We start from the raw sequence: 17,221 nt of genomic DNA, 5'->3' as shown, positions 1-17,221 counted from the left end.
CGGCACCGGTGGGGTGAGAAGGGCGGCGGGGCCGGTGGCCCCGCCGCCCCGGTGCTCACGGCGAAGCCGGCGGATACAGCGACCGCGGCAGCCGCGAGGCCGCCGCCGCGTCCAGCAGCCACAGGGTGCGCTGCCTGCCCTGCGCGCCCGCCGCCGGCGCCTGGATCTCGCCCGCGCCCGACAGGGCGATGGCCGCGGCCTGCGCCTTGTCCTCGCCGGCTGCCAGCAGCCACACCTCGCGGGCCGCGCGGATCGCCGGCAGGGTCAGGCTGACCCGGGTCGGCGGCGGCTTGGGGGCGCCGTGCACCCCGACCACCGTGCGCTCGGTCTCCCGGACGGCGGGCAGCTCCGGGAAGAGCGAGGCCACGTGCGTGTCCGGGCCGACGCCCAGCATCAGCACGTCGAAGGTGGGCACCGAGCCGTGGTTCTCGGGACCCGCCGCCCGCGCCAGTTCCGCCGCGTACGCCTGCGCCGCCGCGTCCACGTCGCCGCCGTGGGGACCGTCCGAGGCGGGCATGGCGTGCACGCGCTTCGGATCCAGCGGTACGGAGTCCAGCAGGGCCTCGCGGGCCTGCGTCACATTGCGTTCCGGATCGCCCTCGGGCAGGAAGCGCTCGTCGCCCCACCACAGGTCGAGGCGGCCCCAGTCGATGGCGTCCCGGGCCGGCGCCGCAGCCAGCGCGGCGAGCAGGCCGTTGCCGTTGCGTCCGCCGGTCAGGACCACGGACGCCTCGCCCCGGGAGGCCTGGGCGTCCACGATCCGCGTGATCAGCCGGGCCGCGGCGGCCCGCGCCATCAGTTCCTTGTCGCGGTGCACGACCAGCTGCGGGGTGCTCACTTCGCCGCCGCCCTGCGCGCGGGAGCCTTCTTGGCGGCGGCCTTCTTCGCGGGCGCCTTCGCGGCCTCCCGAACCGGTTCCGCCACCGGCTCCTGCCCCGGCTCGGCCACCGCTTCCGGTGCGGCCTCCTGCTCCGGAACCGTCAGCCGCTCCACCCCGAACCGCAGCGCCGACGCGTAGGTGTCGTCCGGGTCGAGCCGGCGCAGCTCCTCCGCGATCAGCTCGGCCGTCTCGCGCCGCTTCAGCGCCACCGCGCGGTCCGGCTGCCCCTCGATGGAGAGGGTGGCCAGCGAACCGTCGGCACGGTCCAGGCTGATCGGGCCGTGGCTGGTGTCCATCCGGACCGCCGTGAGCCCCGGTCCGGACGACAGGGAACGCCTGACCGGCACGTCCAGCCGGTCCGCGAGCCACATCGCCAGCAGCTCACAGCTGGGGTTGAACTCCTCGCCCTCCACCTCGACGGCGTTGACCTCGCACACGACCTGGTCCAGGGCCGCCGCCAGCATCGAACGCCACGGCGTGATCCGGGTCCAGGACAGGTCCGTGTCTCCGGGCGTGTACGCGTCGGCGCGGGCCGACAGCTCCCGTACCGGCTGCTCGGCCGCGTAGGTGTCGGTGACCCGGCGCTGCGCGAGCGCGCCCAGCGGGTCCTTCGCCGGGTCCAGCGGGGCGTTCACCGGCCACCAGACGACGACCGGCGCGTCCGGCAGCAGCAGCGGCAGCACCACCGAGTCGGCGTGGTCGGACACCTCGCCGTACAGCCGCAGCACCACCGTCTCGCCGGTGCCCGCGTCCGCGCCGACCCGCACCTCGGCGTCCAGCCGGGACTGCGTGCGGTCGCGCGGGGTGCGCGAGACGCGCCTGATGACGACCAGCGTGCGCGAGGGGTGCTCGCGCGAGGCGTCGTTGGCGGCCTTCAGGGCGTCGTAGGCGTTCTCCTCGTCGGTGACGATGACGAGGGTCAGGACCATCCCGACGGCCGGCGTGCCGATGGCGCGACGGCCCTCCACCAGCGCCTTGTTGATCTTGCTGGCCGTGGTGTCCGTGAGGTCTATCTTCATGGCCGCCGCCAGCTCCGTCCGTCTCGTGCGAGCATCTCGTCGGCCTCCGCGGGACCCCAGGTGCCCGACGGGTACTGCGCGGGCCTGCCGTTGGTGTCCCAGTACTCCTCGATCGGGTCGAGGATCTTCCAGGACAGCTCGACCTCCTCGGTGCGCGGGAAGAGGTTGGCGTCGCCCAGCAGCACGTCCAGGATCAGCCGCTCGTACGCCTCCGGGCTGGACTCGGTGAACGACTCGCCATAGGCGAAGTCCATCGACACGTCCCGGATCTCCATCGAGGTGCCCGGCACCTTGGAGCCGAAGCGGACCGTGATGCCCTCGTCGGGCTGGACGCGGATGACGACCGCGTTGGAGCCCAGCTCCTCGGTGGCCGTGTGGTCGAAGGGGGAGTGCGGGGCGCGCTGGAAGACGACCGCGATCTCGGTGACCCGGCGGCCCAGCCGCTTGCCGGTGCGCAGGTAGAAGGGGACGCCCGCCCAGCGGCGGTTGTCGACCTCGACCTTGATGGCCGCGTAGGTGTCGGTCTTCGACTTGGCGTCGATGCCGTCCTCTTCGAGGTAGCCGATGACCTTCTCGCCGCCCTGCCAGCCCGCCGCGTACTGCCCGCGCACGCTGCTGGCGCCCAGGTCCTTCGGCAGCCGTACCGCGCCGAGCACCTTGGTCTTCTCCGCGGCCAGCGCGTCCGCGTCGAAGGAGGCAGGCTCCTCCATGGCGGTCAGCGCCATCAGCTGGAGCAGGTGGTTCTGGATGACGTCACGGGCGGCGCCGATGCCGTCGTAGTAGCCGGCCCGGCCGCCGATGCCGATGTCCTCGGCCATGGTGATCTGGACGTGGTCCACGAAGGACCGGTTCCAGATCGGCTCGAACATGGTGTTGGCGAAGCGCAGCGCCAGGATGTTCTGGACGGTCTCCTTGCCGAGGTAGTGGTCGATCCGGAACACCTGGTCCGGCTCGAACACCTCGTGCACGACCTTGTTCAGCTCCTCGGCCGACTTCAGGTCGTGGCCGAACGGCTTCTCGATGACCGCGCGCCGCCAGGAACCGCCCTCCTGGTCGGCCAGCCCGTGCTTCTTCAGCTGCTGGATGACGACCGGGAAGGAGCGCGGCGGCACGGAGAGGTAGAAGGCGAAGTTGCCGCCCGTGCCCTGTGCCTTGTCCAGCTCCTCGATGGTGGCACGCAGCCGCTCGAAGGCGTCGTCGTCGTCGAAGGTGCCCTGGACGAAGCGCATCCCCTGGATGAGCTGCTGCCAGACCTCCTCGCGGAACGGCGTGCGGGAGTGTTCCTTGACGGCGTCGTGGACCTCGGCGGCGAAGTCCTCGTTCTCCCACTCGCGGCGGGCGAAGCCGACCAGGGAGAAGCCCGGCGGCAGCAGACCCCGGTTGGCCAGGTCGTAGACGGCGGGCATCAGCTTCTTGCGCGAGAGGTCGCCGGTGACGCCGAAGATGACCAGGCCCGACGGCCCCGCGATACGCGGGAGCCGTCGGTCCGCCGGGTCACGCAGCGGGTTGCTGCTCGACAAAGTGTCAGCCCTCCGAGGGAGCGAGGCGCAACAGCTCCGCCTCGGTCGACTTGAGCAGGTCGGTCCAGGACGCCTCGAACTTCTCGACGCCCTCGTCCTCCAGGACCTGGACCACGTCGTCGTAGGAGATCCCGAGCTTCTCCAGCGCCTCGATGTCGGCGCGCGCCTGCTCGTAGGTGCCGGCGACGGTGTTGCCGGTGATCTGCCCGTGGTCCTCGGTGGCCTCCAGCGTGGCCTCCGGCATGGTGTTCACCGTGTTCGGCGCCACCAGGTCGGTGACGTACATGGTGTCCTGGTACGCCGGGTCCTTCACGCCGGTCGACGCCCACAGCGGACGCTGCTTGTTGGCGCCCGCGTTCTCCAGCGCGCTCCACCGGTCGGACGAGAAGACCTCCTCGTACGCCTGGTAGGCGAGCCGCGCGTTGGCCACGGCGGCCTTGCCGCGCAGCGCCTTGGCCTCGTCGGTGCCCAGCGCGTCCAGCCGCTTGTCGATCTCGGTGTCCACACGGGACACGAAGAACGACGCCACGGAGTGGATCTTGGACAGGTCCAGGCCCTTGGCCTGTGCCTTCTCCAGACCGGAGAGGTACGCGTCCATGACGGCCCGGTAGCGCTCCAGCGAGAAGATCAGCGTGACGTTGACGCTGATGCCGTTGCCGATGGTGTCGCTGATCGCCGGGATGCCCGCCATGGTGGCCGGGATCTTGATCAGGGTGTTCGGGCGGTCCACCAGCCAGGCCAGCTGCCTGGCCTCGGCGACGGTCGCCTTCTCGTTGTGCGCCAGGCGCGGGTCGACCTCGATGGAGACCCGGCCGTCCTGGCCGCCGGTGGCGTCGAAGACGGGACGCAGGATGTCGGCGGCGTCGCGGACGTCCGCCGTGGTGATCATGCGGATGGCCTCTTCGACCGTGACCTTGCGGGCGGCGAGGTCGGACAGCTGCTGGTCGTAGCCGTCGCCCTGGGAGATCGCCTTCTGGAAGATCGTCGGGTTGGTGGTGACGCCCACGACGTGCTGCTGGTCGATCAGCTCGGCGAGGTTGCCGGACGTGATCCGCTTGCGCGACAGGTCGTCCAGCCAGATCGCGACGCCTTCTTCGGAGAGGCGCTTGAGTGCGTCTGTCATGGAATTACATCTCCTACGGGTCGTATATGAGCGTCAGCGCTGGGCGGCGGCGAGGGATTCCCGGGCCTGGGCGGCCACGTTCTCCGCAGTGAAACCGAACTCGCCGAAGAGAACCTTGCCGTCGGCCGAAGCACCGAAGTGCTCCAGGGAAACGATGCGGCCGGCGTCCCCGACGTACTTGTGCCAGGTGAGGCCGATACCCGCCTCGACGGCGACCCGGGCCTTCACGGACGGCGGCAGCACCGAGTCCCGGTACCCCTGGTCCTGCTCGTCGAACCACTCCACGCACGGCATGGACACGACCCGGGTCGGCACCCCGTCGGCCTGCAGCCGCTCGCGCGCCTCGACGGCCACGTGGACCTCGGAGCCGGTGGCGATGAGGACGACCTCGGGCTCGCCGCCGTCGGCCTCGAACAGGACGTAACCGCCCTTGGCGGCGTCGTCGTTGGACTCGTACGTCGGCACGCCCTGCCGGGTCAGCGCCAGACCGTGCGGGGCCCCCTTGCCGAAGACCTTCGTGTAGCGCCCGAGGATCTCGCGCCAGGCGATCGCGGTCTCGTTGGCGTCGGCCGGGCGGACCACGTTCAGGCCCGGGATGGCGCGCAGCGAGGCGAGGTGCTCGACGGGCTGGTGGGTGGGGCCGTCCTCGCCCAGGCCGATGGAGTCGTGCGTCCACACGTACGTCACCGGCAGGTGCATCAGGGCCGACAGCCGCACGGCGTTGCGCATGTAGTCGGAGAACACCAGGAAGGTGCCGCCGTAGACGCGGGTGTTGCCGTGCAGCGCGATGCCGTTCATCTCCGCGGCCATGGAGTGCTCACGGATGCCGAAGTGGACCGTGCGGCCGTACGGGTTCGCCTCCGGCAGCGGGTTGTCCGCCGGGAGGAAGGAGCTGTCCTTGTCGATGGTGGTGTTGTTCGAGCCGGCCAGGTCGGCGGAGCCGCCCCACAGCTCCGGGACGACCGCGCCGAGCGCCTGCAGCACCTTGCCGGAGGCGGCACGGGTGGCGACGCCCTTGCCGGGCTCGAAGACCGGGAGCTTCTCCTCCCAGCCGGTGGGCAGCTCGCCCTTGGCGATCCGGTCGAACTCGGCGGCCCGCTCGGCGTTGCTCGCGCGCCACTCCTGGAACGACTTCTCCCATTCCTCCTTGGCCTGACGGCCCCGGTCGAGGGCCTCGCGGGTGTGCTTCAGCACCTCCTCGGCGACCTCGAAGGACTTCTCCGGGTCGAAGCCCAGGACGCGCTTGGTGGCCGCGACCTCGTCGTCGCCGAGCGCCGAGCCGTGCGCGGCCTCGGTGTTCTGCGCGTTCGGGGCCGGCCAGGCGATGATCGAGCGCATCGCGATGAACGACGGCCGGTCCGTGACCTGCTTGGCGGCCTCGATCGCGTTGTAGATGGCGTGCGGGTCGAGGTCGCCGTCCGGCTTCGGGGCGATCCGCTGCACATGCCAGCCGTAGGCCTCGTACCGCTTGACGGTGTCCTCGGAGACGGCCGTCTCGGTGTCGCCCTCGATCGAGATGTGGTTGTCGTCCCACAGCAGGATCAGGTTGCCCAGCTTCTGGTGGCCGGCCAGCGAGGACGCCTCGGCGGAGATGCCCTCCTGGAGGCAGCCGTCACCGGCGATCGCGAAGATGAAGTGGTCGAAGGGAGACTCGCCCTGCGGGGCCTCCGGGTCGAACAGACCGCGCTCGTAGCGGGCGGCCATCGCCATGCCCACCGCGTTGGCGACACCCTGGCCCAGCGGGCCGGTGGTGGTCTCGACGCCCTTGGTGTGCCCGTACTCCGGGTGGCCCGGGGTCTTCGAACCCCAGGTGCGGAAGGACTTGAGGTCGTCCAGCTCCAGGCCGAAACCGGCCAGGTAGAGCTGCGTGTAGAGGGTCAGGGACGAATGGCCGGCGGACAGGACGAAACGGTCCCGGCCCACCCACTGGGGGTCGGCGGGGTCGTGCCGCATCACCTTCTGGAAGAGGGTGTAGGCGGCCGGCGCCAGGCTCATCGCCGTACCAGGATGGCCGTTGCCGACCTTCTGTACGGCGTCGGCGGCCAGGACGCGAGCGGTGTCGACGGCCCGCTGGTCCAACTCGGTCCACTCGAGGTCTGTGGTGGTCGGCTTGGTGCTCACCCTGGGTCAGGGCTCCTCTCCACATGATCGAATACCGGTGTTTGGGCGCGCGCCCACCGGCTGCCGGTGCACTGGGTGCCCACCGGCCGCTGTCGAGCCTACCCCTGTGAGTACGTGCGTTTTTTCGAGCCATTCCAGACTGCCGGGCCTGTCGGCGCTCCGCCTCCCGGCCGGGCGGGACCCCGTTCGGCACATGAATACGGACCCGCTCATCTGACTGCTCAATCGAGCCCTCGTGCGACCGATGAGCACCCCCGCCGAACACGACCGGACCCCCGCGAAGATCGGGGTATGGGCAACGTCTAAAGTGGCGTGGTACGCGCGAGCCTTTACCGGTGCTTCACACGGGCGGCTTGCTGGGATGTCTCTGTCAGGGGTGTGCGTGACGGCCGTCGAATCCCGTCCATCCGGGGTACTCGGTGCGAGCGAGAGCCCGAGCCACCGGCCGTTCGGGGCCCGTGTCAAAGCTTTCGTGGCACTGACCAAGCCTCGGATCATCGAGCTGCTGCTGATCACCACCGTTCCGGTGATGTTCCTGGCGCAGCGGGGTGTGCCCGATCTGAAGCTGGTGCTGCTGACCTGCGTCGGCGGCTTCCTCTCCGCGGGCGGCGCCAACGCCCTGAACATGTACATCGACCGTGACATCGACGCGCTCATGGACCGCACCTCGCAGCGCCCGCTGGTCACCGGCATGGTCAGCCCGCGCGAGTGCCTCGCCTTCGGTGTCTCCCTCGCCGTCGTCTCGACGCTGCTGTTCGGTCTCACCGTCAACTGGCTGTCCGCCTGGCTCTCGCTCGGAGCGCTCCTTTTCTACGTCGTCGTCTACACGATGATCCTCAAGCGGCGTACCTCGCAGAACATCGTGTGGGGCGGCATCGCGGGCTGTCTGCCGGTGCTGATCGGCTGGTCCTCCGTCACCGACTCCATGTCGTGGGCGCCGGTCATCCTCTTCCTCGTCATGTTCTTCTGGACGCCGCCGCACTACTGGCCGCTGTCCATGAAGGTCAGGGAGGACTACGCGCGCGTGGGCGTGCCGATGCTCCCGGTCATCGCCTCCAACAAGGTGGTCGCCCGGCAGATCGTGATCTACAGCTGGGTGATGGTGGCCGTCTCGCTGCTGCTGACCCCGCTCGGCTACACCGGCTGGTTCTACACCCTGGTGGCCCTCGCGGCCGGCGGCTTCTGGCTGTGGGAGGCGCACGGCCTGCAGAACCGGGCGAAGGCCGAGGTGACCGGGGTGAAGCTGAAGGAGATGCGGCTGTTCCACTGGTCGATCACCTATGTGTCGATCCTCTTCGTCGCGGTCGCGGTGGACCCCTTCCTGCGGTAGGGGCCCGATTCCTGCCCCAGGGGTCTGAGGCAAGGGTCACGCGACCCGCACGTCGCCGTTCGATCTACCCGTCGGTAGCATCCTGGTCATGGCAGACACGCAGCAGGTTGACCCCAAGGCCGAGCGCAAGGTGGCGCGACTCGCCCGGCAGATCAGTGCCTTCTCCACCGCACACGGCGGTGCCGAGGGCCAGGTGGCCTACATCGGCGAGCGCGGCGCCCGGATCGTGCTCGTCGGCGAGGACGGCGGCTGGGGCGACCTGGTGGCACCGTCGTACGAGATCGCCGAGAGGGCCGTGGAGAAGTCCGGCATCACGGTCCACGAGGCCTTCGACGGTGAGTTCGCCGCCAAGGTGAGGACGGGCCCCTACGAGTGGACGCGGATGGCCGGGATCCAGCTGGGCGGCCCCGCCAACCCCTGATCCACCTGCCACGGCCTCTCCGCCGGGCAACAGCCGGCCGGTCGAGCAACACCTGACACCCGGTTCACCCGTTAGGCCCTCGGAAGGACGAGGTCCAGTCACGGGGAGTCCGGATGATCGAAACGCCGTCCCTGGTGGACCAGTACTGCCACGGCGTCCTGCGCACAGAGCTGGGCCTGGGCACCTTCGAGGCCCAGCTGGCCCGCACCGAGGGGCCGCCGGCGGCCGGCACCACGCTCTTCGACACCCAGACCGGGTTCGCCGTACGACGCTGGTGCCCGCCGCTGCTCGGTCTGGAGCCGCACTCGGCGCCCGCCCGCTATCTCGCCCGGCGCCGGGAGCTGGGCGTCCTCGAGGCGGGACGGCGGCTGCTGCGGGGCAGCGGTATCACCACCTACCTCGTCGACACCGGGCTCCCCGGTGACCTCACCGGTCCCGACGAGATGGCGTCCACCGGAGCCGCCGAGGCCCGGGAGATCGTCCGTCTCGAACTCCTCGCCGAGCAGGTCGCCGACACCTCCGGCACCGTCGAGTCCTTCCTCGCCAACCTCGCCGAGTCGGTGCACGGGGCCGCCGCGAACGCCGTCGCCTTCACCTCCGTCGCGGGCCTGCGGCACGGCCTGGCCCTCGCGCCGGAGCCGCCCGGGCCGGGAGAGGTGCGCGGCGCGGCGGGCCGCTGGCTGGCCGGCCGGAGGGTCGGCGGCGAGCTGAACGATCCGGTGCTGCTACGGCATCTGCTGTGGATCGCCGTCGCCTCGGGCCTGCCGCTCCAGCTGCACGCGGGGCTCGGCGAGCCGGGGGCCCGCATCGACCGCACCGACCCGGTGCTGCTGACCGACTTCGTACGGGCCACGGCCGGCCTCGGCACGGACCTCGTCCTGCTGCACGGCTACCCGTACCACCGCCACGCCGCCCATCTGGCCGGCGTCTTCCCGCACGTCTACGCCGACTCCGGTGCCGCCCTCGTGCGCACCGGCGCCCGCGCCGCGACGATCCTCGCCGAGATCCTGGAACTCGCCCCCTTCGGCAAGATCCTCTTCTCCAGCGGCGCCCATGGTTTGCCCGAACTCCATGTCGTGGCGGCCCGGCTGTTCCGTGAGTCCCTCGGCCGGGTGCTGGGCACCTGGGTCGCCGAGGGGGCGTGGTCGCTGACGGACGCCCAGCGGGTGGCCCGGATGCTGGCGGCGGGGAACGCGCACCGGGTGTACGGGCTCGCGGAGTGAGGCGCGGTTACGCGCGCGTGCCGACCGGCACCTCGGCCGAGGGGCCCGGGTCCGCGAGGTCCGCTGCCGTCCCGGGGCGCTCGCGCAGGGCCAGCAGCACCCGCAGCACCCAGATCCACATCACCGAGGAGCCCAGCATGTGCAGGGCGACCATGGCCCCGGGCAGGTGCGTGAAGTACTGGACGTAGCCGATGACGCCCTGGCCGAGCAGGACCAGGAACAGCTCCCGGGTGCGGGCCAGCGGAGCCCTGGGCGCGTCCACCGCCTTCAGCACGAACCACAGCGCGAAGGTCAGCGTCACCACGATCCAGGCGAGCACCGCGTGCAGCTTGGCCACCGTCTCCCAGTCGATCGGGATCCGCTCGACCTCGCTGGAGTCACCCGCGTGCGGTCCGGCCCCGGTCACCACCGTGCCGGCCGCGATGAGCAGCACCGAGGCGGCGACCAGGAACCACACCAACTGCTGGACCGCCTTGCCGACCGTCGGACGCGGCGCCCCGTCGCCCTCGCGGGTGCGCTGCCAGGTCACCGTGGCCACCGCGATCAGGGCCGAGGCGAGCAGGAAGTGCGCCGCGACGGTGTACGGGTTGAGGCCGACGAGGACCACGATGCCGCCGAGGATCGCGTTGCCCATCACGAGCCAGAACTGCGCCCAGCCCAGCCGGGTCAGGCCGCGCCGGTACGGCTTCTCCGACCGCGCCGCGATGATCGCCCAGCCGACGGCCGCGCACAGCACGTACGTCAGCATGCGATTGCCGAACTCGATGGCGCTGTGGTAGCTCAGCGCCCGCGTCGGAGTCAGCGAGCCGTCGGTGCACTCGGGCCAGGTCGGGCAGCCCAGGCCCGAGCCGGTCAGCCGGACGGCACCGCCGGTGACCACGATGACCACCGCCATGACGAGCGCGGCGAGGGCGGCCCGCCGGACGGTCCGGGGGTCCGGGGTCCAGCGGTCGGCGATGAAGGCGAGCGGGTTGCGCAGGGCCGCTACGGCGTCGGCGCGGGTCAGCTTAGGCACGCCCACCATCGTAGGCCGCCCGCTTGTGCATGCTTTCACGAGGGTCCCGCCCGGCAGGCGTCGGCCGGGTGTCACCCCGTCATGCCCGGCGTCGGCCGGGCGTCACTCCCAGCGGAAGAACCTCCCGGCCGCCGCCAGGGCGACGACCGCCCACCCGGCGAGGATCCCCAGGTCGCCCCAGGGCATCCCGGCCCCGTGCTGGAGCACGTTCCTGAGCCCGTCGGACAGCGCGGAGATCGGCAGCAGCCCGAGGACGTGCTGTCCGGTCGCCCCGAACCTGTCCAGCGGCACGATGACCCCGCCGCCGACGAGCAGCAGCAGGAAGACCAGGTTGGCGGCGGCCAGCGTCGCCTCCGCCTTCAGCGTGCCCGCCATCAGCAGGCCGAGCCCGGAGAAGGCGGCCGTACCGAGGACGAGCAGGAGCAGGACGGCGAGGGGGTCGCCGTGCGGGGACCAGCCCAGGGCGAGGGCGATCACCGTCAGCAGGATGACCTGGAGGACCTCGGTGACCAGGACCGACGCCGTCTTCGCCGCCATCAGGCCCCAGCGCGGCAGTGGTGAGGAGGCCAGCCTCTTCAGCACGCCGTAGCGGCGCTCGAAGCCGGTGGCGATGGCCTGCCCGGTGAACGCCGTCGACATCACGGCGAGGGCCAGGATGCCGGGGGCGAGGAAGTCGACGGCCTTGCCGGCGCCGGTGTCGACGATGTCGACGGAGCTGAAGAGCACCAGCAGCAGCGTGGGGATCACGACCGTCAGCAGCAGCTGCTCGCCGTTGCGCAGCAGCATCCTCGTCTCCAGCCCCGCCTGCGCCCCGATCATCCGGGGCAGGGGCGCGGCGCCCGGCTTGGGGGTGTAGGTACCCGCAGTGGTCACGAGCGCAGCTCCTTGCCGGTCAACTCCAGAAAGACGTCCTCCAGGGTGTGCCGTTCGACCGAGATGCGGTCGGGCATCACCCCGTGCTGGGCGCACCAGGAGGTCACGGTGGCCAGCAGTTGCGGATCGACCTTGCCGACCACCCGGTAGGAGCCCGGCGTCAGCTCGGCGGCCGTGCAGTCGGCCGGCAGCGCCTTGAGCAGGGAGCCGACGTCGAGGCCGGGACGGCCGGTGAAACGCAGGGTGTTCTCGGCGCCGCCCTTGCACAGCTCCTCGGGGGAGCCCTGGGCGATGACCCGGCCGGCGTCGATGATCGCCACGTCGTCGGCGAGCTGCTCGGCCTCCTCCATGTGGTGGGTGGTGAGGATCGCCGAGACGCCGTCGGCGCGCAGGTCCCTGACCAGGTCCCAGGTGGCCCGGCGGGCCTGCGGGTCGAGACCGGCCGTCGGTTCGTCCAGGAACACCAGCTCGGGGCGGCCCACCACGGCCATGGCGAGGGCGAGCCGCTGCTGCTGGCCGCCGGACAGCCGACGGTACGAGGTGCGGCCGCAACCGCCCAGCCCGAGTCGCTCGATCAGCGCGTCCACGTCCAGCGGGTGCGCGTGCAGCTTCGCCACGTGCCGCAGCATCTCGTCGGCCCGCGCTCCCGAGTACACGCCGCCGGACTGGAGCATCACCCCCACGCGCGGGCGCAGCTCGGCGGACTGGCGGACGGGATCGAGCCCCAGGACGCGCACCGACCCGGAGTCCGGCCGTCGGTACCCCTCGCAGGTCTCGATCGTCGTCGTCTTGCCCGCCCCGTTGGGGCCGAGGACAGCGGTCACACCCGCCTGGGCCACCAGGTCGAGGCCGTCCACCGCGGTCTTCGTGCCGTACCGCTTCACCAAGGCCTGGACCTGGACCACTGGCTCACTTCGCATGGGTCCAGAGTCTAGGGAGCCGCCGGGTCACTCAGTCGGCCGGGTGCCAGAACTCCTCCGCACGGGGACGGTGCAGCGGCAGCCAGCGCTCGGCGTAGGCCACCGCGTCGGCCACCGGGAACAGCCGGGTGTCGGCCGCGCCGACCTTCCCGCGCAGCACCGCCCGGTCCCGCTCGAAGTCGTGGCCCAGCTCGTCGAACCGCTCCGAGGTGATGGACACCTCGGTCACCGTCTCCCAGCCGCCGCCCGCGGCCGGCCGGCCCACCCGGACCAGGGGCGTCGGTATGCGGTACTCGGCCAGGTGGAAGCTGGTGCACGCGTCGTAGCCCGCGCCGAGCAGCAGGACCCGGGCGCCCAGCTTCTCCAGCCGGGCCAGCGGGCTGCGCTCGCCGAGCCGGCAGTCGCTCGCGTGGCCTTCGGTGATCTCCGCCGCGCGCGGGCCGAGGGCGGCGAAGGAGGTCTGCGGATGGGCGCTGCGCAGGGCACCCGGCCAGGTCCGCACGGTCTCCGGGACGACGCCGACCCCCCGGGAGGGCGTGAGAAGGGGGTCGTAACGGGGCATGGTGGCCCGGATGGTCTCCCACCACTGCTCGGGCACCGGCGGGTTCCCCCACACGGCCGGGTCGGAGAGGTCACCCGTCTGCGTGGGAACGACGAGCGTGCCGTACGGGCCGAGGGCGTCGAGGATGCCCTGGACGACCGCGACGGCGCCTCCGTTGACCCAGCCGAGGGAGCTGAGCGAGGTGTGCGCGAGGAGGATCTCGCCGGCCTCCACGCCCAGCGCGCGCAGCTGTGCGAAGACCGTGTCGCGGGTGACGAGAGGGCCGGTGGGAAGGGGGGTGGGCATGGTTCGCGAGTGTCCCGGAAGGCGGCTCGCGGCGCCACCCGTTCCGGCGGTCGCCGGCCACCGGGAAGATCGTTTCCGCAGGTCGGATTAGGTATGCCTAAGTGATGCAGCGCACCGCCCGGTGATCCCGACGCGGGTTGTCACGTGCTGAGGAATTACGCAACAATGGCGTTGTGAAAAACGTCGGCGAGGCTCGGGAGACCCCCACGGGGGCCCCTCAGGACGAACTCGCGACCGGTGAGCGCTCGACGCGCAACCGGGTCGCGCGCTCGATCCTGGACCACGGGCCGTCGACCGTCGCCGAGCTGGCCGGCCGGCTGGGACTGACCCAGGCGGCCGTACGCCGTCACCTGGACGCGCTCGTCTCGGACGACGTCGTCGAGGCGCGTGAACAGCGGGTGTACGGCACACGCACGCGTGGCCGTCCCGCCAAGGTCTTCGCGCTCACGGACTGCGGCCGTGACGCCTTCGACCAGTCCTACGACAAGCTCGCCGCCGACGCGTTGCGCTGGATCGCCGAGCGCGAGGGCGGGCAGGAGGCGGTCGTCGCCTTCGCCCGGGCCCGCATCGCCGCCCAGGCGCGCGCCTACCGCAAGGCCATCGAGGGGGTCGGCCCCGACCAGCGGGCCGAAGCCCTGGCCAAGGCCTTGAGTGTGGACGGGTACGCTGCTACGGCGCGCAGCGCACCGGTCGGCGAGCAGCTCTGCCAGCACCACTGCCCGGTCGCTCATGTCGCGGAGCAGTTCCCCCAGCTGTGCGAGGCGGAGACGGAGATCTTCGCCGAGCTGCTCGGAACGCACGTCCAGCGACTGGCGACCATCGCCCACGGCGACGGCGTCTGCACGACGTTCATCCCCAAGATTTCCACTGACGCATCTGCAAGCACGGCCGGGAGGAACCCCGCATGACTCTCCCCACGGAGACTGCCCACCCCGAACTCGAGGGCCTGGGCAAGTACGAATACGGCTGGGCCGACTCCGACGAGGCCGGTGCCTCTGCCAAGCGCGGTCTGAACGAGGACGTGGTCCGGGACATCTCGGCGAAGAAGAGCGAGCCGGAGTGGATGACCAAGCTCCGCCTCAAGGGTCTGCGCCTGTTCGAGAAGAAGCCCATGCCGAACTGGGGCTCGGACCTCTCGGGCATCGACTTCGACAACATCAAGTACTTCGTGCGCTCCACGGAGAAGCAGGCGGAGTCCTGGGAGGACCTGCCCGAGGACATCAAGAACACGTACGACAAGCTCGGCATCCCCGAGGCGGAGAAGCAGCGCCTCGTCGCGGGCGTCGCGGCCCAGTACGAGTCGGAGGTCGTCTACCACCAGATCCGCGAGGACCTGGAGGAGCAGGGCGTCATCTTCCTCGACACGGACACCGCGCTCAAGGAACACCCGGAGCTGTTCAAGGAGTACTTCGGCACCGTCATCCCGGTCGGTGACAACAAGTTCGCCTCGCTGAACACCGCCGTGTGGTCGGGCGGCTCCTTCATCTACGTCCCGCCGGGCGTCCACGTCGAGATCCCGCTCCAGGCGTACTTCCGCATCAACACGGAGAACATGGGCCAGTTCGAGCGGACCCTGATCATCGTCGACGAGGGTGCCTACGTGCACTACGTCGAGGGATGCACGGCCCCGATCTACAAGAGCGACTCGCTGCACTCCGCGGTCGTCGAGATCATCGTCAAGAAGAACGCCCGCTGCCGCTACACGACCATCCAGAACTGGTCGAACAACGTCTACAACCTGGTCACCAAGCGCGCCGTGGCGTACGAGGGCGCGACCATGGAGTGGATCGACGGCAACATCGGCTCCAAGGTGACGATGAAGTACCCGGCCGTCTACCTCATGGGCGAGCACGCCAAGGGCGAGACCCTGTCCATCGCCTTCGCGGGCGAGGGGCAGCACCAGGACGCCGGCTCCAAGATGGTCCACATGGCGCCGAACACGTCCTCCAACATCGTCTCCAAGTCGGTGGCGCGCGGTGGCGGCCGTACGTCCTACCGCGGTCTCGTCGAGATCGGCGAGGGCGCCCACGGCTCCAAGTCGAACGTGCTGTGCGACGCGCTGCTCGTCGACACCGTCTCCCGCTCCGACACCTACCCCTACGTGGACGTCCGCGAGGACGACGTGTCCATGGGCCACGAGGCGACCGTCTCCAAGGTCTCCGAGGACCAGCTCTTCTACCTGATGAGCCGTGGTCTGAGCGAGTTCGAGGCGATGGCGATGATCGTGCGCGGCTTCGTCGAGCCGATCGCCAAGGAACTGCCCATGGAGTACGCCCTCGAACTCAACCGGCTGATCGAGCTGCAGATGGAAGGCGCGGTCGGCTGAGACCCGCCCCGACAGCAGCGCAGCAATTTTCTGACGTAGGAAGAGAGCAGACCGACAGCCATGGCTGAGGCCCAGAACTCCCCCACCCTCAACTCCGTTCGGGCGGGGGGACCCCCACCGGTGGGCAGCACGACCGCCGGCCAGATCGCGGTGGCCGCCGAGTCGACCGTCGCCACCCGCATGAGCGCGCCCCCGTCGTTCGACGTGGCGGACTTCCCGGTCCCCCACGGCCGCGAGGAGGAGTGGCGGTTCACGCCGCTGGAGCGGCTGCGCGGGCTGCACGACGGCACCGCGGTCGCCACCGGCGACGGCGTGAACGTGGACGTCCAGGCCCCCGAGGGCGTCACGGTCGAGACCGTCGGCCGCGACGACGCCCGCCTCGGCCGGGCCGGCATCCCCGTGGACCGCGTCGCCGCCCAGGCGTACTCGGCGTTCGAGAAGGCCGGAGTGGTCACCGTCCCCAAGGAGACGGTGCTCACCGAGCCGATCCGGATCGCCGTGCACGGCCAGGGCGGGGTCGCCTACGGCCACCAGGTGATCGAGCTGGGAGCCTTCGCCGAGGCCGTCGTCGTCATCGACCACACCGGTGACGCCGTGCTCGCCGCCAACGTCGACTACGTCCTGGGCGACGGCGCCAAGCTCACCGTCGTCTCCGTCCAGGACTGGGACGACAAGGCCGTCCACGTCGGCCAGCACAACGCCCTGATCGGCCGGGACGCCACCTTCAAGTCGTTCGTGGTCACCTTCGGCGGTGACGTCGTACGCCTGCACCCGCGCGTCGCCTACGCCGGCACCGGCGGCGAGGCCGAGCTGTTCGGCCTGTACTTCACCGACGCCGGCCAGCACCAGGAGCACCGCCTCCTCGTCGACCACAACACCCCGCACTGCAAGTCCAACGTCATGTACAAGGGCGCGCTGCAGGGCGAGGAAGCGCACGCGGTGTGGATCGGCGACGTGCTCATCGAGGCCAAGGCCGAGGGCACGGACACCTACGAGATGAACCGCAACCTGGTCCTCACGGACGGCGCGCGCGTCGACTCGGTGCCGAACCTGGAGATCGAGACCGGCGAGATCGTCGGCGCCGGGCACGCCTCCGCCACCGGCCGCTTCGACGACGAGCAGCTCTTCTACCTGATGGCCCGCGGCATCCCGGAGCAGGAGGCCCGCCGCCTCGTCGTCCGCGGCTTCTTCGCCGGGCTGGTCCAGCAGATCGGCGTCACGGACATCGAGGAGCGCCTGATCGCCAAGATCGAGGAGGAGCTGGAGGCGTCGGTCGCATGAGCGGCGCATTCGTACGCGTCTGTGGGCTGAGCGAGCTGGAGGAGGACACCCCCAAGCGGGTGGAACTCGACGGCACGCCGGTCTCGGTCGTGAAGACCGAGGGGGAGGTGTTCGCCATCCACGACATCTGCTCGCACGCGAACGTCTCGCTCTCCGAGGGCGAGGTGGAAGACTGCCAGATCGAGTGCTGGCTGCACGGCTCCGCCTTCGACCTGCGCACCGGCAAGCCGTCCGGCCTCCCCGCGACGCGCCCCGTCCCCGTATACCCCGTACACATCGAAGGGGACGACGTTCTCGTCTCCCTCACCCAGGAGTCCTGAGG

16 protein-coding genes are annotated in these 17,221 nt (G+C 70.8%); 7 read left to right on the top strand and 9 right to left on the bottom strand.

The window, feature by feature from the left end:
• Positions 1 to 55 precede the first annotated feature (55 nt).
• From pgl to tkt, 5 genes are read right to left on the bottom strand one after another with little or no spacing between them, the layout of a single operon-like run.
• Entirely contained in the window at positions 56 to 838 is a 783-nt protein-coding gene (gene pgl, locus ACFYMM_RS04115) for a 6-phosphogluconolactonase (protein ID WP_388383605.1), read from the bottom strand.
• Entirely contained in the window at positions 835 to 1,899 is a 1,065-nt protein-coding gene (gene opcA / locus ACFYMM_RS04110; RefSeq protein WP_388383603.1) for a glucose-6-phosphate dehydrogenase assembly protein OpcA, read from the bottom strand. Before opcA ends, pgl begins: the two co-directional genes overlap by 4 nt.
• The gene (zwf, locus tag ACFYMM_RS04105) at positions 1,896 to 3,419 is read right to left on the bottom strand and encodes a glucose-6-phosphate dehydrogenase (protein WP_388383601.1); all 1,524 of its coding nucleotides are present in this window, start codon (positions 3,417 to 3,419) and stop codon (positions 1,896 to 1,898) included. The genes opcA and zwf overlap by 4 nt, the downstream gene beginning before the upstream one ends.
• A 4-nt stretch (positions 3,420 to 3,423) precedes the next feature.
• Positions 3,424 to 4,542, bottom strand: a complete 1,119-nt coding sequence (gene tal / locus ACFYMM_RS04100; RefSeq protein WP_388383599.1) for a transaldolase — start codon at positions 4,540 to 4,542, stop codon at positions 3,424 to 3,426.
• 33 nt (positions 4,543 to 4,575) lie between these two features.
• Positions 4,576 to 6,663 (bottom strand): transketolase, encoded by a 2,088-nt coding sequence (tkt, locus tag ACFYMM_RS04095; protein ID WP_388383597.1) that lies wholly within the window; start codon positions 6,661 to 6,663, stop codon positions 4,576 to 4,578.
• 376 nt (positions 6,664 to 7,039) lie between these two features.
• Here tkt and ACFYMM_RS04090 point away from each other — a divergent pair, with 376 nt between their 5' ends.
• The 3 genes from ACFYMM_RS04090 (at position 7,040) to ACFYMM_RS04080 (ending at position 9,637) form a co-directional block, all read left to right on the top strand.
• Positions 7,040 to 7,993 (top strand): heme o synthase, encoded by a 954-nt coding sequence (locus ACFYMM_RS04090; protein WP_388384484.1) that lies wholly within the window; start codon positions 7,040 to 7,042, stop codon positions 7,991 to 7,993.
• Positions 7,994 to 8,081: 88 nt separating this feature from the next.
• Entirely contained in the window at positions 8,082 to 8,414 is a 333-nt protein-coding gene (locus ACFYMM_RS04085; protein WP_388383595.1) for a hypothetical protein, read from the top strand.
• 113 nt (positions 8,415 to 8,527) lie between these two features.
• On the top strand, positions 8,528 to 9,637 hold the full coding sequence (locus ACFYMM_RS04080; RefSeq protein ID WP_388383594.1) for an amidohydrolase family protein: 1,110 nt from the start codon (positions 8,528 to 8,530) through the stop codon (positions 9,635 to 9,637).
• Between the two features lie 7 nt (positions 9,638 to 9,644).
• Here ACFYMM_RS04080 and ACFYMM_RS04075 read toward each other — a convergent pair whose 3' ends face one another.
• The 4 genes from ACFYMM_RS04075 to ACFYMM_RS04060 form a co-directional block, all read right to left on the bottom strand.
• A complete protein-coding gene (locus tag ACFYMM_RS04075; protein ID WP_388383592.1) occupies positions 9,645 to 10,661 on the bottom strand; it encodes a heme A synthase in 1,017 nt (338 codons plus the stop codon).
• A gap of 93 nt (positions 10,662 to 10,754) precedes the next feature.
• Complete coding sequence (locus ACFYMM_RS04070) at positions 10,755 to 11,471, bottom strand: ABC transporter permease (RefSeq protein ID WP_388384482.1); 717 nt, start codon at positions 11,469 to 11,471, stop codon at positions 10,755 to 10,757.
• A gap of 50 nt (positions 11,472 to 11,521) precedes the next feature.
• Entirely contained in the window at positions 11,522 to 12,445 is a 924-nt protein-coding gene (locus ACFYMM_RS04065) for an ABC transporter ATP-binding protein (protein WP_388383590.1), read from the bottom strand.
• 31 nt (positions 12,446 to 12,476) lie between these two features.
• Positions 12,477 to 13,292, bottom strand: a complete 816-nt coding sequence (locus tag ACFYMM_RS04060; RefSeq protein WP_388383588.1) for an aminoglycoside N(3)-acetyltransferase — start codon at positions 13,290 to 13,292, stop codon at positions 12,477 to 12,479.
• A 173-nt stretch (positions 13,293 to 13,465) separates the two neighbouring features.
• Between ACFYMM_RS04060 and ACFYMM_RS04055 the strand changes: the two genes are divergently transcribed.
• From ACFYMM_RS04055 to ACFYMM_RS04040, 4 genes are read left to right on the top strand one after another with little or no spacing between them, the layout of a single operon-like run.
• The gene (locus tag ACFYMM_RS04055; RefSeq protein ID WP_388383586.1) at positions 13,466 to 14,200 is read left to right on the top strand and encodes a helix-turn-helix transcriptional regulator; all 735 of its coding nucleotides are present in this window, start codon (positions 13,466 to 13,468) and stop codon (positions 14,198 to 14,200) included.
• Positions 14,197 to 15,618: a Fe-S cluster assembly protein SufB gene (sufB, locus tag ACFYMM_RS04050; RefSeq protein ID WP_388383584.1), complete on the top strand. Its 1,422-nt coding sequence runs from the start codon at positions 14,197 to 14,199 to the stop codon at positions 15,616 to 15,618. The genes ACFYMM_RS04055 and sufB overlap by 4 nt, the downstream gene beginning before the upstream one ends.
• A gap of 60 nt (positions 15,619 to 15,678) precedes the next feature.
• Entirely contained in the window at positions 15,679 to 16,899 is a 1,221-nt protein-coding gene (sufD, locus tag ACFYMM_RS04045) for a Fe-S cluster assembly protein SufD (protein ID WP_388383581.1), read from the top strand.
• Positions 16,896 to 17,219, top strand: coding sequence for a non-heme iron oxygenase ferredoxin subunit (locus ACFYMM_RS04040; RefSeq protein WP_388383578.1), 324 nt, complete (start codon positions 16,896 to 16,898; stop codon positions 17,217 to 17,219). The genes sufD and ACFYMM_RS04040 overlap by 4 nt, the downstream gene beginning before the upstream one ends.
• The last annotated feature ends 2 nt before the right edge of the window (positions 17,220 to 17,221 follow it).

The organism is Streptomyces sp. NPDC006739, from assembly GCF_042869815.1.
Lineage (GTDB): Bacteria > Actinomycetota > Actinomycetes > Streptomycetales > Streptomycetaceae > Streptomyces.
Note: the sequence above shows the minus strand (reverse complement) of the source record. Positions and strands in the feature narration are given on the sequence as shown.

Bases quoted from the DNA above. Each gene is read 5' to 3' on its own strand.
- opcA (WP_388383603.1), bottom strand. From the start codon at position 1,899: ATGAAGATAGACCTCACGGACACCACGGCCAGCAAGATCAACAAGGCG.
- tal (WP_388383599.1), bottom strand. From the start codon at position 4,542: ATGACAGACGCACTCAAGCGCCTCTCCGAAGAAGGCGTCGCGATCTGG.
- ACFYMM_RS04085 (WP_388383595.1), top strand. From the start codon at position 8,082: ATGGCAGACACGCAGCAGGTTGACCCCAAGGCCGAGCGCAAGGTGGCG.
- ACFYMM_RS04080 (WP_388383594.1), top strand. From the start codon at position 8,528: ATGATCGAAACGCCGTCCCTGGTGGACCAGTACTGCCACGGCGTCCTG.
- ACFYMM_RS04075 (WP_388383592.1), bottom strand. From the start codon at position 10,661: ATGGTGGGCGTGCCTAAGCTGACCCGCGCCGACGCCGTAGCGGCCCTG.
- ACFYMM_RS04070 (WP_388384482.1), bottom strand. From the start codon at position 11,471: ATGATCGGGGCGCAGGCGGGGCTGGAGACGAGGATGCTGCTGCGCAAC.
- ACFYMM_RS04065 (WP_388383590.1), bottom strand. From the start codon at position 12,445: ATGCGAAGTGAGCCAGTGGTCCAGGTCCAGGCCTTGGTGAAGCGGTAC.
- ACFYMM_RS04060 (WP_388383588.1), bottom strand. From the start codon at position 13,292: ATGCCCACCCCCCTTCCCACCGGCCCTCTCGTCACCCGCGACACGGTC.
- sufB (WP_388383584.1), top strand. From the start codon at position 14,197: ATGACTCTCCCCACGGAGACTGCCCACCCCGAACTCGAGGGCCTGGGC.
- sufD (WP_388383581.1), top strand. From the start codon at position 15,679: ATGGCTGAGGCCCAGAACTCCCCCACCCTCAACTCCGTTCGGGCGGGG.
- ACFYMM_RS04040 (WP_388383578.1), top strand. From the start codon at position 16,896: ATGAGCGGCGCATTCGTACGCGTCTGTGGGCTGAGCGAGCTGGAGGAG.